Consider the following 12554-nt stretch of genomic DNA (forward strand, 5'->3'; position numbering starts at 1 on the left):
ACACCCGGAAGGGACCGCGCATGGCCGGACCGTTCAGGACATCCGCTCCCCCGCATGTTCTCGAACTGCGGGTGCACGGCATCAACAACACCTCGCCGTTCGCGCTGCTCGACCTGCCGCCGGACGAGGTCGAGCTCGCCGCCGGCGACGTGCTCGGCAGCTTCTGGACGCCGACGGACGACTCCCTCCGGCGTCATCGCCGGGCAGCGGATGCCGCGGAGCAGCGCGGCTACGTCCCTCGCCGGATCCGCCGCGAGGCGTACTCCTGGGGCGGGCTGGTGCGCAGCACCCCCGGCGGGACCGGGCCGGTCTGGGCGGTCCTCGCCGCGCTCGCCCGGATCGGCTGGGCGCTGCTCCTCCCGTTCTCGATCGCCAACGCTGCCGCCTGGTGCTGGCGGCTCCCGACCCAGGCGGTGCCGCGCGGACTCAGCGTGCGGGCCGGGGTCATCCGCTTGTTCGGCGTGCTGCTCACGCTCCTGCTCGTCGCGACGGTCGCGAACCTCGGCGTCGACCTGCTGGCCCGGCAGTGCTACGTCGACGGGGCGCTGGTCTGCTCCGGGTTGCCCGGTGCACTCGGCGGCCTCGGCGCGTGGACGACCGGGCAGCGGATGGCCGTCTTCTCGCTCGCGCCGATCGCGATGATCCTCGGCATCTGGCAGCTCTCGAACGGGGCACGGCTGCGGTACGACGTCGCCGACCGCTACCTCGCTGCCCGGCCGGCGGCGGCACGACCGGGCGTGCGACCGGCGGACGGGCGACCCGGCACGCCGACCGTCGCGCCCCCGCCGCTGCTGGAGTCGCCGCAGCTCTGGAATCGGCGCGGCGAAACGCACCGGCTCTCGCTCACCCACCTCGCGGCCGGGCTGAGCCTCAGCTCGCTGCTCTCGTGCGCCGCCCTCGCCGGCGGCGCTGGAGGAGCCGGGGTGCGCGCAGGCGCGTCCGGAACGGCGGCGGGCGTCGTCGTCCTGGTCGCGGGGGCCCTGCTCCTGGCGGCCCTCGTGACCGCGTTCTGCACGCGCACTCTTCCCGTCGAACCCATCGCACGCACGACGGCGGCCCGGTGGCACACCGCGCTCGTCCTGCTCGGCATCGTGACGCACCTCGCGGCGCTCGTCGTCCTCGGGCTTGCCCCGCCCTTCCCCGGCGACGGCGGCGCGGCGGGCCCCGGACCGACCGGGGAGGCGGCGGCCTCCGTCGCCTCGATCTCCTCGATCACGCTGCTCGCGCTCCTCGGCGGCATGCTCGCCTGCATCGCGGCGAGCGCCGCGTTCCGCTACCCCGCCCCGCGCGGCCGAATTCGGTTCGAGGCGTGGCACGGCCTCGCGCCGGCCGTGTTCCTGACCGTCGCCCTCACCGTCGGGCTCATCCTGTCGAGCCTCCTCACGGTCGGGGTCGGCACCTGGCTGAACGGCGGGGCCGGCGCGAGCGCCCTGCTCGGTGCGCCGGCGAACGCGGCCGGGTCGCCGGCGACGCCCGTCCTGACCGTGCCTGGCGTGTACCCGTGGTTCGGGGGGCTCGCGTTCGCGCTCCTCGCCGCGGCGGCGCTCTCCGTTGCCTGCGCCATGATCCGCCCGCGCCGGGTGGGCCCGCGCGTCGCCGAGTGGAGCCCGGACGACAGCCCGCCCGGGTCCGGCGGCGTCGGACCGGGTCCGGCGAGCACGGTCGTCGCCGGGGGCGGCACCGTGGACATCGTCCCCGCCACGACCGGCGACGACGCGGGAGAGCCCGGCTTCGGCGGACCCGGCGGCCCGGGCGCCCCCGGTGGCGAGACCCCGATGCCGGCGGGATCAGAGGCCGAACTCGTGGCACTGCTCCGTCCCGTGCGCGACCGGAAGCGGGCGCTCGCGGCTCGCCTGCACCTCGTCGAACCGGTCACCGGGATCCTCGCCGGGGCCGGCTTCCTCGCCCTCCTCGCGACCGAGGTCCTCACCCTCGTCGTGCCCCGGCTGGTCCCGGCGGATGCCGCGACACCGGCACCGGGGTCCGTCCCGACCGACGGCATCACCGCCCCGCCCGGGCTGCTCGCCTGGCTCGACGTGTCGATGGCCGGCTGGGCAGGCGTCGCCGTGATCGTGCTCGCCGGGCTCGTCCTTCGTCCGGCCCCCGGGCGGGCGACGAGGCCGCTCGCGATCGTCTGGGACCTCGCCTGTTTCCTGCCGCGTGCCGGGCATCCGCTCGGCGCTCCCTGCTACACCGAGCGGGCCGTGCCCGAGGTCTGCCGCCGGGTGCTCTGGTGGCTGGACGGCCGGGCGGACGGCACGCCGCCGCGGCAGCGGGAGGTCGTGCTCGCCGCCCACAGCATGGGCACGGTCGTCGCGATCGCCGCGCTCTTCTCGCTGGCCGCGCACCCGGACTGGTCGGCGCGGCGGGACCGGGTCTCGCTGTTGAGCTTCGGCGTGCAGGTGCGGCCGTACTTCGGACGGTTCTTTCCCGAGATCCTCGGGCCGGACGTGCTCGGCACCCTGCCGTGCCAGCGCCCGCGACTGTGGAGCGCCGACCCGTGGCTGGCCGACGCCCGGGCGACCCCGCTGCCGCCGGAACCGGCTTCGCCCGCTGCCGCGCTCCCGGTGCGGCGCTGGATCAGCCTGTGGCGGGCGACCGATCCGCTCGGATTCCCGGCCTGGTCGAACCGGGCGCCGGGCAACCCGATCGACCGCTTCGCCGACGAGATCGACACGAGCGGGTACACGGGCGCGGTCGGCACCCACGGCGAGTACTACCGCACCCGCCAGTACCACGATGCCCTCGCCGACCTCGCCGGCACTACCCTCCCCGCCTAGCCTCCGCCGGGCTCCGTCGTCGAGCGCGGGTGTTGCGCCGTTGCGCGGGCGGTGCACCACCAGCGAAATGGCGCAACACCCGCGTTCGACCGGAAAGGTACAGGTCGGGGCGGATGCCGGGGGTCAGCCGAGCGCGAAGAGGGCGGAGGAGGCGAGGGCGGTGCCGACGCCGATGGACTGCGGCAGCGTGAGGCGCTCCCCGAGGACCGCGATCGACAGCAGGATCGTCGCCACCGGATACAGGGCGACCAGCACGCCGACCACGGCGAGGTTGCCGGAGTACAGGGCGACGAGCAGGAGGGCGTCCCCGACGCCGAGCAGCACTCCGGCGACCATGCTCCCGGCGATCCAGCGCGGCCCGGCCGACCGAAGCCGGCCCAGCACGAACGGGCGTCCACCGGCGGACCTGCTGCGCCACATCCCGAGCACGAGCAGCAGCAGGAGACCGAGGCCGATCTCCACGAAGGCGGGGACCAGCCCGGCGGACCCGGGGGCGAAGGAGAGCGCGACGACGGACAGGCCGAACGCGATCCCGGACCCGATGCCGACGATCCAGGCCTGGCGGGACACCCGCGCGCTTCCCTCGCGGCGCGAGGTCGACACCAGCACGGCGCTCGCGAGGGCGAGACCGACGGCGACCCAGGCCGCACCGGAGAGCTGCGTGCCCGCCACGGTGGCGACGCCGACCGGCACCCCGGCGACGAGGAGGCCAATCACCGGGGAGAGCACGCTCACGGGACCCACCGTGAGCGCCTGGTAGAACAGCACGAAGCCGAAGACGGCGGCCACCCCCGAGACCGCACCCCAGAGCACGGCCTCCCCCGACCAGGTTCCGCCCACGGAAATCAGGCCCGCGCTGAGCGCGACCGTCGCCCACAGGTAGGTCAGGGTCGTCGCGGGCAGCACTCCGAACCGCCGTGCGCCGAGGGTTCCGAAGAAATCCGAAACGCCATAGGACAGCGCGGACGCGAGCGTCAGCACGACCACCAGAATCACGAGACCATCCTCCAGCACGACGGCCCGGCGCGGCAATGCCGCGTGCGCGGCCGACGCGCCGCGTTCGTTCGGGCCGGCAGAGCCGGGACGGCGGACCCGGGGACGGCGAAGGACGGCAGAGTCGGATCGGGCCCGGGTCGGGGCCGAACCGGGCCGGGCCAGGCTGGCGTGAGTAGCGCGAACGCCCCGGGGCTGCTTGACTTCGGGCATGACTGAACTCGATCACGGCATCGAACCGCACGCCCCCGGCCACGCCGAACGGCTCAACTGGCTGCGCGCCGGCGTGCTCGGAGCAAACGACGGCATCGTCTCCGTCGCGGCACTCGTCGTCGGCGTCGCCGCGGCCACCCCGGATGCCGCGGCGATCCTGATCGCCGGAGTCGCGAGCCTGCTCGCCGGGGCGATCTCGATGGCCCTCGGCGAATACGTCTCGGTCAGCAGCCAACGCGACACCGAACGCGCCCTGATCGCCAAGGAACGCTGGGAGCTCGCCAACCTGCCCGAGCAGGAACTCGCCGAACTCGCCGAGATGTACCGGGCGAAGGGGCTGAGCGTTGAGACGGCCCGCCGCGTCGCGGACGAGCTCACCGCGCACGATGCCCTCGCCGCGCACCTCGAGGTCGAACTGCACATCGGCACCGAGGAGCTTTCCAACCCGTGGCACGCGGCGTTCGCATCCGCACTCGCGTTCACCGTCGGCGCGATCCTGCCGCTGCTCGCGGTGCTGCTGCCACCGCCTGCGTGGCGGCTGCCCGCCACCTTCCTCGCGGTGGCGGTCGCGCTCTCGATCACCGGCTGGCTGAGCGCGTACCTCGGCGGAAGCCCCCGCGGCCGTGCGATCGCCCGGGTCCTCGTCGGCGGCCTGCTCGCCCTCGCCGTGACCTGGGCGATCGGCGCCCTGATCGGCACCTCGATCTGACCGTAGGCTGGTGCCATGTCCTCACCACGCACGCTCCCCGCATCCGCTCTGCTCGCGGCGGGCATCGACGCCGCCCTCGTGCTCGTCTTCGCGGCGATCGGCCGCGCGAGCCACGGAGAGAACCTGCTGGGAGTGTTGACGACCTGGTGGCCGTTCCTCGGCGGCCTCACGATCGGCTGGCTGATCATGCGCGCCTGGCACGCCCCGCAGCGGATCGTCTACACCGGGCTCGGCGTCTGGCTGTGGACGGTCGCGGGCGGGTTGCTCCTCCGGGTCGTGAGCGGTCAGGGCATTCAGCCGAGCTTCATCGTCGTGACGGCGATCGTGCTCGGCCTGTTCCTGGTCGGCTGGCGCGGCATCGCGGTGCTGGTGCGCCGGATCCGTGCGCGTCGCCAGACCGCGACGCCGGTCCGGTAGCCTCAGCCGGCCGCGATCGCGTCGTAGCCGAGGAAGGCCGAGAAGAGCACGGCCGCGACGAGCGCCGCTGCTGCGAGCGCGCGCATCCGCTCGATCGGGCTGCGGCCCCAGGCGACGGCGAACCCGGCCCCGGCAAGGGCCTCGCACCACCACTGCGGGCCGCCGATGAGCACGATGCCGTACAGGCCCTCGCCGAGGATGAGTCCTCCGATGATCGCCGCGGCGACGATCCGCTGCCGCGGCAGGGCGCTGCGGGCCAGCGCGCCGGCCCAGCCGCACAACGCCCCGGCGGCGACGCCGACAACGCCCCAGAGCAGCAGGATGCGCGGCGATGCCGGCTGCGGCGCCAGGAGCACCCACGCGGAGACCATCGTGAGCAGGGCGAGCGCCCCGACTCCGGCCGCGGCCCAGCCGCGCACCCGGAGCGCTGCGGTGACGAGGAACGGCACGAGGCCCCAGAGCGCACTCGTGTTCGCGAGGGTGTCCCACGGCGCGGGCAGCACCGCGAACGACAGCCGGGCGAGAAGCCCGGCCGCGACTCCCGCGGCGGCGGCCCAGAGGTACCCGGCACCCCGGCGGCGCGGTACGGGCTCTCGGGAGGTCACGGCCCCAGCCTAGGTCCCCGACCCGCCCGCCCTGGTCGGCATAACTCCTGCACATCTCCAGACGGCGGGATAGCCGCCGCGTGTTTCCGGGCCTCGGGAGTCCCTCCGGCAGAATCTGCAGGAGTTATGCCTCGGCAACGACGAAATGCCGCAGCCAGCGCCCCGCGGGTGCGGACGCTGGCTGCGGCAGGGGCGGTCGGTTAGACGAGAACCTTGAGGGAGGTGTTCCAGTTGAAGTCTTCGAATGCCGGGTTGACCTGCAGGGTCATCACGAGGAACTGGAAGCCCTCGAGCTCGCGGGCACGACGCAGCGGGCCCACGACGATCGGGCGCTGGCCGGCATCGGTGACGAAGGCGGCCACGGCCGCATTGGCCTCGTCGGAGTCGGAGGCGATGAACACGTCGAGCGGGAGGCCGGCGGCGGTGCCTGCGACGAGGGCGCCTGCGAAGGTCGTGTTGAAGGCCTTGACGATGGTCGCTCCGGGTGCGGCGAGTGCGGCGAGCTCTTCGGCGGCGGAGGTGCCGGGGGCGACGACGAGGGAGTCGAAGGTGCTGAAATCGACGGGGTTGGTGATGTCGATCACGGTCTTGCCGGACAGTGCGGAACCGAGGGCGGTGACGACGTCCTTGGCGGCGTCGAACGGGAGTGCGAGCACCACGATGTCGCCGGTCAGCGGGCTGGTCAGCATCCCGGAGGTGACCTCGGCGCCGAGCTCGGTGGCAAGCGCCGCCGCCTTGGCGGGGTCACGGTCGAGGATCTGGAGGCCGCGTCCGGCGACGACGGCACGGGTGCCGATGCCGCGAGCCATGTTGCCGCTGCCGATGATCGTGATGTTCGTCATAGTCGTTCTTCCTCCGGAAAAGTGTCGAGTGGATGCTGCCTCCGGCGGGATCCCCGTCACAATTACTTGAAGCAACAACTAAAGGCTACGACTTTTTAGTTGAACCGTCAAGTTAACAGGTAGAATTCTCGTCATGACCGAACCGCGCTGGCTGACAGATGACGAACGCGAAGCGTGGCTGCGCCTGATGGCCGTGACCATGCTCCTTCCGGGACGACTCGAGACGCAGTTGAAGCGGGATGCCGGGCTGAGCCACTTCGAGTACTACGTGCTCGCGATGATCTCCGAGAGCACCGACCGGTCGCTGGCCCTGAGCGAGCTCGCCGCGCGCACGAACTCGTCGCTGTCCCGCCTGTCGCACGTGATCGCCCGGCTCGAAGTCCAGGGCCTGCTCACCCGGTGCGCCTCGCCGAGCGACGGTCGCACCTCGATCGCCCAGCTGACCGAGGCGGGCTGGGCGAAGGTCGTCGCGAGCGCGCCCGGCCATGTCGAGGAGGTGCGCTCGGTGGTCTTCGACTCCCTGACCCCCGGGCAGGTCGGCCAGCTCTCCGAGATCTGCGGCAGCCTGCTGGGAACCCTGGACCCCGACCACCGCCTGCTCCGCCCGAGCTGAGCGCGCCCCGGGTTAACGTTCGTAGTCGTCGACGTCGTCGAACTCATCGGCATCATCGATGTCGATGATGCTGTGCTCGTCGACGCCGCGGTCGTCCTCGTCCTCGTCGTCCTGTTCGACGGCGCGATCGTCGGCGTCGATCGTCCAATCGAGATCATCGTCCGGGTCGTCCTCCGGAACCAAGTCGTCCTCGAGGGTGAGCCCGACGTCGTCGATGTCGCGATCTTCGTCCAGGCCGTCGCTGCCGGAGTCCGTTCGCCGTGGCCAGAGCCCGTCCGGGTCAATTCTCATAGTCGCTGCCTCCTCGTCGGAAGAGGGACGTCCCCCGCTGGGTGCCCCCCGCGCGAGCAACGGTACGCCACCGCCCCGCCACCGACAAGGGCCGGATGGACCCTGTTCATAACCGGCGGGAATCGGGCGCGAACGGTGCCGGGCCTGCTCAGCCGGGGCCGGAGCGCAGCCCTGCGGTGGCGACGAGCGAGCCGTCCCGCAGGACGGCGAGCACCTCGATCGGAAAGGTCTCGATGCTGCGGTTCAGCGCCGCCTCCCCTCCGGCCACGATCGTCGTGGCGAGCACGTCGACGGTCACGATGTCGAGCCCGATCACGCTGACCTGCCGGTACGGAGAGGTCCCGCCGCCCGCGCTCGTCCAGATGTGCTCGCCGCGCTCGGCGCTTCCCGAGGTCGCGACGGCCCGCACCGGGGCGACGAGCGGCACGGAGGCCAGGAGTTCCTCCCGGTTCGCCGGATCGACGATGCCGGCGACCCAGTCCTGACCGGGTGAATGGTCGCCGCTCACGAGCAGGTCGCCTCCCGCGTTGACCGACCACTCCGAGAGGCCGAGACCCAGCAGGGCCTCCCCCGCTTCCGCGATCGCGAGGCTCTTCACGACCCCGGACAGGTCGAGCACGCCGTCGGCGCGGTGCGGTGTGAACACGCCGTCCGTGCGGTCGCGCCAGTCGAGCGCGATCGCGTAGCAGTCGCGCAGGTCGGCGCTCGCCTGGGTGAGGCGGATGTCGCCGCGCGCGATCCTGCTGATCTCCGAGTCCGGCCGGTACAGGCTGAACCGCTCGTCCCAGCGGGTGAACACGTTTCGGACGGCGGCGAGGGCCTCTTCCGGCACGGGGACTCCTGCGCGGCCTCCGTCTGCCGCCGCGCGACCGACCGCCGCACCGGACGTCCCGCCTGCCGCGCCGCCGATCCGAAGGCTCACGACGGTGCCCATGGTCTCGAAGGTCTGCACGTCCATGGCACCCACGCTAGCGGCGCCGATTGCCGGAAGCACGATCTAGAACCCGGCCGTGTCGAGCGCCGCCTGCAGGGAGGTGGTGTACCCCTTCGAGGTGTATGTGGCGCCGCTGACGTTGCTGACTTTCGCGGATTGGGCGGAGAGCACCTCGGACCGGAGGATCGGGGCGGCCTGCGCGCTGATCGCGACGGAGCGGCCGCCGTCATTGGTCAGCTGCAGGGCGGTGACCTCGGTGATCGTGCCATTGGCGATCGTGACGGAGACCTGCACCGGGCCGAAACGGGTCTGCACGGTCGACCCCGTGAAGGTTCCGGTCGGCCGGGCCGCCGGGGCTGGCGCTGCCGGGGCCGGCGCTACCGGGGCGGGTGCCGCAGGGGCGGGTGCCACTGCGGGCGCGGTCGAGCCCGCGGACACCGTCGCCGGGCCGGAGACGGCCGGTGCGGAGGCGGTCGGCGTCGGCGTTGCCGGGCCGGCGCTCGGCGCGGGGATCGTCGCTGGCGCCGCCTGCGGCGCCGAGAGCGCCTGCATCGACGCATTCGCCTGGGCGCCGACCTGCCAGCCGACGGCGAGCACGGACAGGGATGCCAGGGTGGCCAGGCTGACTGCGCGGGCCCTCACCAGTCGAACCTTTCGAAGTGGATCTGCCGGGTCGGCAGGCCGGCTGACCGGGCGTCCCGCACGACCTCGTCCGTCCACTTGCGTGGCCCGCAGATGTAGACATCCGCTTCACGGAGCTTGGGCACGAGAGTCGCGAGGGTGATCCGGGCTTGAACGGCGTCGCCGGGGAGCCAGCTGCTGGTTCCGGGGGCGCGCTTGCCTGCGATGATGCGCAGTTCGGCGCCGCGGGCCCGGCACAGGGCCGCGAGTTCATCGACGAGGTAGGTGTCGTCGACCGTGCTCGACCGGAGGAGCACGGTCGCCTGCCCGGGTGCGAACGTGGCGGTCTCGAGCAGCGAGCGAATCGGGGCGACCCCGATGCCCGCGGCGATCAGGACGATCCGAGGCGAGGTGCGGGCGAAGTCGGTGAAGAGTCCGTACGGGCCTTCGAAGCTCACCCGGGTGCCGACGGGCACGCGGGGCAGCGCGGAGGACGCGTCGCCGAGCCCGCGCACCGTGATTCGGAGGGAATTGTGGGTCGGCGCGGCAGAGAGCGAGAACGGGTGCGCCTGCCACCACAGCCCGGGGGTCCAGAACCGCCAGATGAAGAACTGGCCGGACTTCGCCTTGAGGCTGCGCAGCTGACGGCCGGAGAGGCGGATCGAGACGACTCCGCGAGCCTCCTGGTCGACTCCGACCACGGTGAGGCGAGCCCGCAGCGAGCGCACGATCGGCACGATGAAGCGGAAGAGGATGATGGACCCGGCAACGCCGGCATACAGGGCCAGCCAGTAGTAGCGCTGCAGCGACCCCTCGCGGAACAGGGTGCCGACGCTGAGCTGGTGCGGAATCGCGACGAGCACCGCAACGTACGAGAGCAGGTGCACGAGGTGCCACACCTCGTAGCGGAACTTGTGCCGCACGATGACGAGCGAGGTGATCACCACGGCGATGAGCAGGCCCACCCCGAGGAACGCGAGCGGCATGTCCGGCAGCGACGAGAACATGATCCATACCTCGTCGAAGAACCCGGCGGGCTGCACGAGCGCGTAGCCGATGGTGAGCAGCACGGCGTGGGCGAGGATCAGGTAGAGCGCCGGCTTGCCGAGCGACTGGTGCAGCGCCATCGCGCTGTCGTGGCCGAAGGCCCTGTCGATTGCGGGCAGACGCGCGGCGAGCAGCATCATCACGAGCAACAGGTCGGTGCCGACCAGGCCGGTGACGATTCCGAGTGCCGTGATGGCGTCGGCCGGTGTGCTGATCCTCGCCGCTCCCCCGTCGGCGAGGAAGACCGCGACGACGAGCGCCACCGAGACCACCGCGAGGATTTGCAGGCTGTCGGCCAGACGCATCCGCCGCGGGTAATTCGGGTGGATGCGCGGCGGGGCGTTGTGCTGTCGTGCACGCGTGTCGAGGCTCATACGGTGAGCATCCCCGGCGAATCCAGTGAATCTCTATCGAGCACCTGAGAGTAACCTGTGTGTCGCCAATGTGCGCTGCACGAGTTCACAGGTTCCCCTCGTCCGCTGCAGAACGGATGCCCGCGGCTAGAACCCGGCGGCGTCGAGCGCCGCCTGCAGCGAGGTGAGGTACCCCTGGGTCGTGTACGTTGCGCCGCTCACATTCGCCACCGCGGCGGACTGGGCTTTCAGCACTTCGGCCTTGAGCACGGGGGCCGCGCGGTTGCTGATCTGCACCGACCTGGAGTCCTTGTCGGTCAGCTGGAGCGCCGTGACGTCGGTGATCGTGCCGTCGGCGAGGGTGACCGACACCTGCATATTGCCGAACCGGGTGGCCACGACAGAGCCGGTGAAGGTCCCGGTGATTCCGGCCGCCGCGGGGGTCACCGTCGGGGTCGGGGTCGCCGTCGCTGCCGGCGCCGCGGTGGCGGTCGCGGTTGCCGCGGCCGCAGGGGTCGACGCGACGGGGGCGGATGCTGCGGCAGACACCGTCGCATCCGTCGCGGTCCCGCCCAGGGTGTCCTGCAGGGAGGCGATGGCCGGCGTGCCGACCAGCCAGCCGATGGCCAGTACGGACAGGGACGCTGTTGCGGCCGCAGCCGCTGCTCGTTTTCTCACCAGTCAAACCTTTCGAAGTGGATCTGTTGCGTGGGGAGTCCGGCCGAGCGGGCATCCCGCACGACCTCGTCGGTCCACCGCCGTGGACCGCAAATGTAGACGTCCGATTCGCTGAGCAGCGGAACGAGGGTGTTCAGGGAGATCCGCGCGTTCACGGCGTCTCCGGGCAGCCAGCTGTGGGCTCCGGGGGCACGCGTGCCGGTGATGATGCGGAACTCGGCACCCCGGAGGCGGCAGAGCTCGGCGATCTCCTCGACGAGGTAGCTGTCGGCGACGGAGTGCGAGCGCAGCAGCACGGTCGCCTGCCCCGGCGCGAAGGTCGCCGTTTCGAGGAGCGCACGGATCGGGGCGACCCCGATGCCGGCCGCGACGAGCACGATCCGCGGGCTCGTCCTGGCCCGGTCGGTGAACAGCCCGTACGGGCCCTCGAAGCTCACCCGGGTGCCGACCGGTACGGAGGCGAGGTCGGTCGAGCCGTCGCCGAGGGCGCGGACCGTGACCCGGAGGGAGTTGTGGGCTGGCGCCGCGGAGAGCGAGAACGGGTGCGCCTGCCACCACTGACCGGGCGTCCAGAACCGCCAGATGAAGAACTGGCCTGCACTCGCCTGCAGGTGGTGCAGCTTGCGTCCGGAGAGCCGGATCGACACGACTCCGGGCGCTTCGCGGTCGACGCCGGCGACGACGAGCCGGGAGCGCAGCGACCGCACGATGGGGAGCACCACCCGGTAGACCACTACGGATCCGGCCACGCCGACGTACAGGGCGAGCCAGTAGTACCACTGCGGCGAACCGGCGACCAGGACCGTGCCCGCGGTCAGCATGTGCGGCAGCGCGGCGAGCACGGCGACGTACGAGAGCAGGTGCACGATGTGCCAGACCTCGTAGGGCAGGCGGTGGCGCACGATGACGAGCGAGGTGACGACCACGACGACGAGCAGGCCGAGGGCGATGAAGGCCAGGAGCATGTCGGGCATCCCGGTGAGCATGCTCCAGGTCTCGGCGAACACGTTCACCCCGCTCGAGAGTGCGTAGCCGATGATCAGGAACACCGCGTGGGCGAAGAGCAGGTACAGGGCGGGTTTGCCGAGCGACTGGTGCAACGCCATGGCGCTGTCATGGCCGAAGGCCCGGTCGATCGCGGGCAGCCGGGCGGCGAGCAGCAGCATCACGAGGAGCAGGTCGGTGCCGACGAGGCCGGTCACGATGCCGATCGAGGTGAGCGTGTCCGCGAGGGTGCCGAAGCGGGCCGCCCCGCCGGAGCTGAGGAAGAGGGCGACGGCGAGCGCGACCGAGACGATGCAGAGCACCTGCAGGGTGTCGGCGAGGCGCATCCGTCTCGGGTAGTTCGGGTTGACGCGCGGGGCGGGTCGACGGCGGATGTGCGTCGTCTCGGGGAGACGCTGCTGGAGGAGCAGGGGTCTGGTGTCGAGGCTCATGTTCCGAGCATCGGGCCACCTC

At 72.1% G+C, this 12554-nt stretch carries 13 protein-coding genes; 4 read left to right on the forward strand and 9 right to left on the reverse strand.

Features of this window, described 5'->3' with window-relative positions; all coding sequences use genetic code 11:
• The first annotated feature begins 20 nt into the window (after window positions 1-20).
• Complete coding sequence (locus E3O44_RS07525; protein WP_134534059.1) at window positions 21-2780, forward strand: hypothetical protein; 2760 nt, start codon at window positions 21-23, stop codon at window positions 2778-2780.
• Between the two features lie 123 nt (window positions 2781-2903).
• Here the strand turns inward: E3O44_RS07525 and E3O44_RS07530 are convergent, their stop codons facing one another.
• Window positions 2904-3776 carry an EamA family transporter gene (locus tag E3O44_RS07530; RefSeq protein WP_134534061.1) on the reverse strand — a complete coding sequence of 291 codons (873 nt, stop codon included), beginning with the start codon at window positions 3774-3776 and terminating at the stop codon, window positions 2904-2906.
• A 208-nt stretch (window positions 3777-3984) separates the two neighbouring features.
• Between E3O44_RS07530 and E3O44_RS07535 the strand changes: the two genes are divergently transcribed.
• Together E3O44_RS07535 and E3O44_RS07540 are read left to right on the forward strand one after the other, a co-directional pair.
• Complete coding sequence (locus E3O44_RS07535; protein ID WP_134534063.1) at window positions 3985-4695, forward strand: VIT1/CCC1 transporter family protein; 711 nt, start codon at window positions 3985-3987, stop codon at window positions 4693-4695.
• Between the two features lie 15 nt (window positions 4696-4710).
• On the forward strand, window positions 4711-5112 hold the full coding sequence (locus tag E3O44_RS07540) for a DUF3054 domain-containing protein (RefSeq protein WP_134534065.1): 402 nt from the start codon (window positions 4711-4713) through the stop codon (window positions 5110-5112).
• A 2-nt stretch (window positions 5113-5114) separates the two neighbouring features.
• Here the strand turns inward: E3O44_RS07540 and E3O44_RS07545 are convergent, their stop codons facing one another.
• Together E3O44_RS07545 and E3O44_RS07550 are read right to left on the reverse strand one after the other, a co-directional pair.
• Window positions 5115-5717: a DUF6518 family protein gene (locus E3O44_RS07545; RefSeq protein ID WP_134534067.1), complete on the reverse strand. Its 603-nt coding sequence runs from the start codon at window positions 5715-5717 to the stop codon at window positions 5115-5117.
• A 200-nt stretch (window positions 5718-5917) separates the two neighbouring features.
• The gene (locus E3O44_RS07550) at window positions 5918-6559 is read right to left on the reverse strand and encodes an NADPH-dependent F420 reductase (RefSeq protein ID WP_134534069.1); all 642 of its coding nucleotides are present in this window, start codon (window positions 6557-6559) and stop codon (window positions 5918-5920) included.
• Window positions 6560-6692: 133 nt separating this feature from the next.
• On the opposite strand from E3O44_RS07550, the gene E3O44_RS07555 reads away from it, so the two are divergent.
• On the forward strand, window positions 6693-7172 hold the full coding sequence (locus E3O44_RS07555; protein ID WP_134534071.1) for a MarR family winged helix-turn-helix transcriptional regulator: 480 nt from the start codon (window positions 6693-6695) through the stop codon (window positions 7170-7172).
• 12 nt (window positions 7173-7184) lie between these two features.
• Here E3O44_RS07555 and E3O44_RS07560 read toward each other — a convergent pair whose 3' ends face one another.
• The 6 genes from E3O44_RS07560 to E3O44_RS07585 form a co-directional block, all read right to left on the reverse strand.
• Complete coding sequence (locus tag E3O44_RS07560) at window positions 7185-7463, reverse strand: hypothetical protein (RefSeq protein ID WP_134534073.1); 279 nt, start codon at window positions 7461-7463, stop codon at window positions 7185-7187.
• Window positions 7464-7611: 148 nt separating this feature from the next.
• Window positions 7612-8421 (reverse strand): FAD:protein FMN transferase, encoded by an 810-nt coding sequence (locus tag E3O44_RS07565; RefSeq protein ID WP_134534075.1) that lies wholly within the window; start codon window positions 8419-8421, stop codon window positions 7612-7614.
• Between the two features lie 39 nt (window positions 8422-8460).
• Window positions 8461-9039 (reverse strand): FMN-binding protein, encoded by a 579-nt coding sequence (locus tag E3O44_RS07570; protein ID WP_241976146.1) that lies wholly within the window; start codon window positions 9037-9039, stop codon window positions 8461-8463.
• Window positions 9036-10439, reverse strand: a complete 1404-nt coding sequence (locus E3O44_RS07575) for a ferredoxin reductase family protein (RefSeq protein WP_241976148.1) — start codon at window positions 10437-10439, stop codon at window positions 9036-9038. The genes E3O44_RS07570 and E3O44_RS07575 overlap by 4 nt, the downstream gene beginning before the upstream one ends.
• Before the next feature lie 126 nt (window positions 10440-10565).
• Entirely contained in the window at window positions 10566-11096 is a 531-nt protein-coding gene (locus E3O44_RS19185; RefSeq protein ID WP_166792579.1) for an FMN-binding protein, read from the reverse strand.
• Entirely contained in the window at window positions 11093-12532 is a 1440-nt protein-coding gene (locus tag E3O44_RS07585; RefSeq protein WP_241976150.1) for a ferredoxin reductase family protein, read from the reverse strand. The genes E3O44_RS19185 and E3O44_RS07585 overlap by 4 nt, the downstream gene beginning before the upstream one ends.
• Window positions 12533-12554: the final 22 nt, after the last annotated feature.

It is taken from the genome of Cryobacterium algoricola, from assembly GCF_004402485.1.
GTDB classification, from domain to species: domain Bacteria; phylum Actinomycetota; class Actinomycetes; order Actinomycetales; family Microbacteriaceae; genus Cryobacterium; species Cryobacterium algoricola.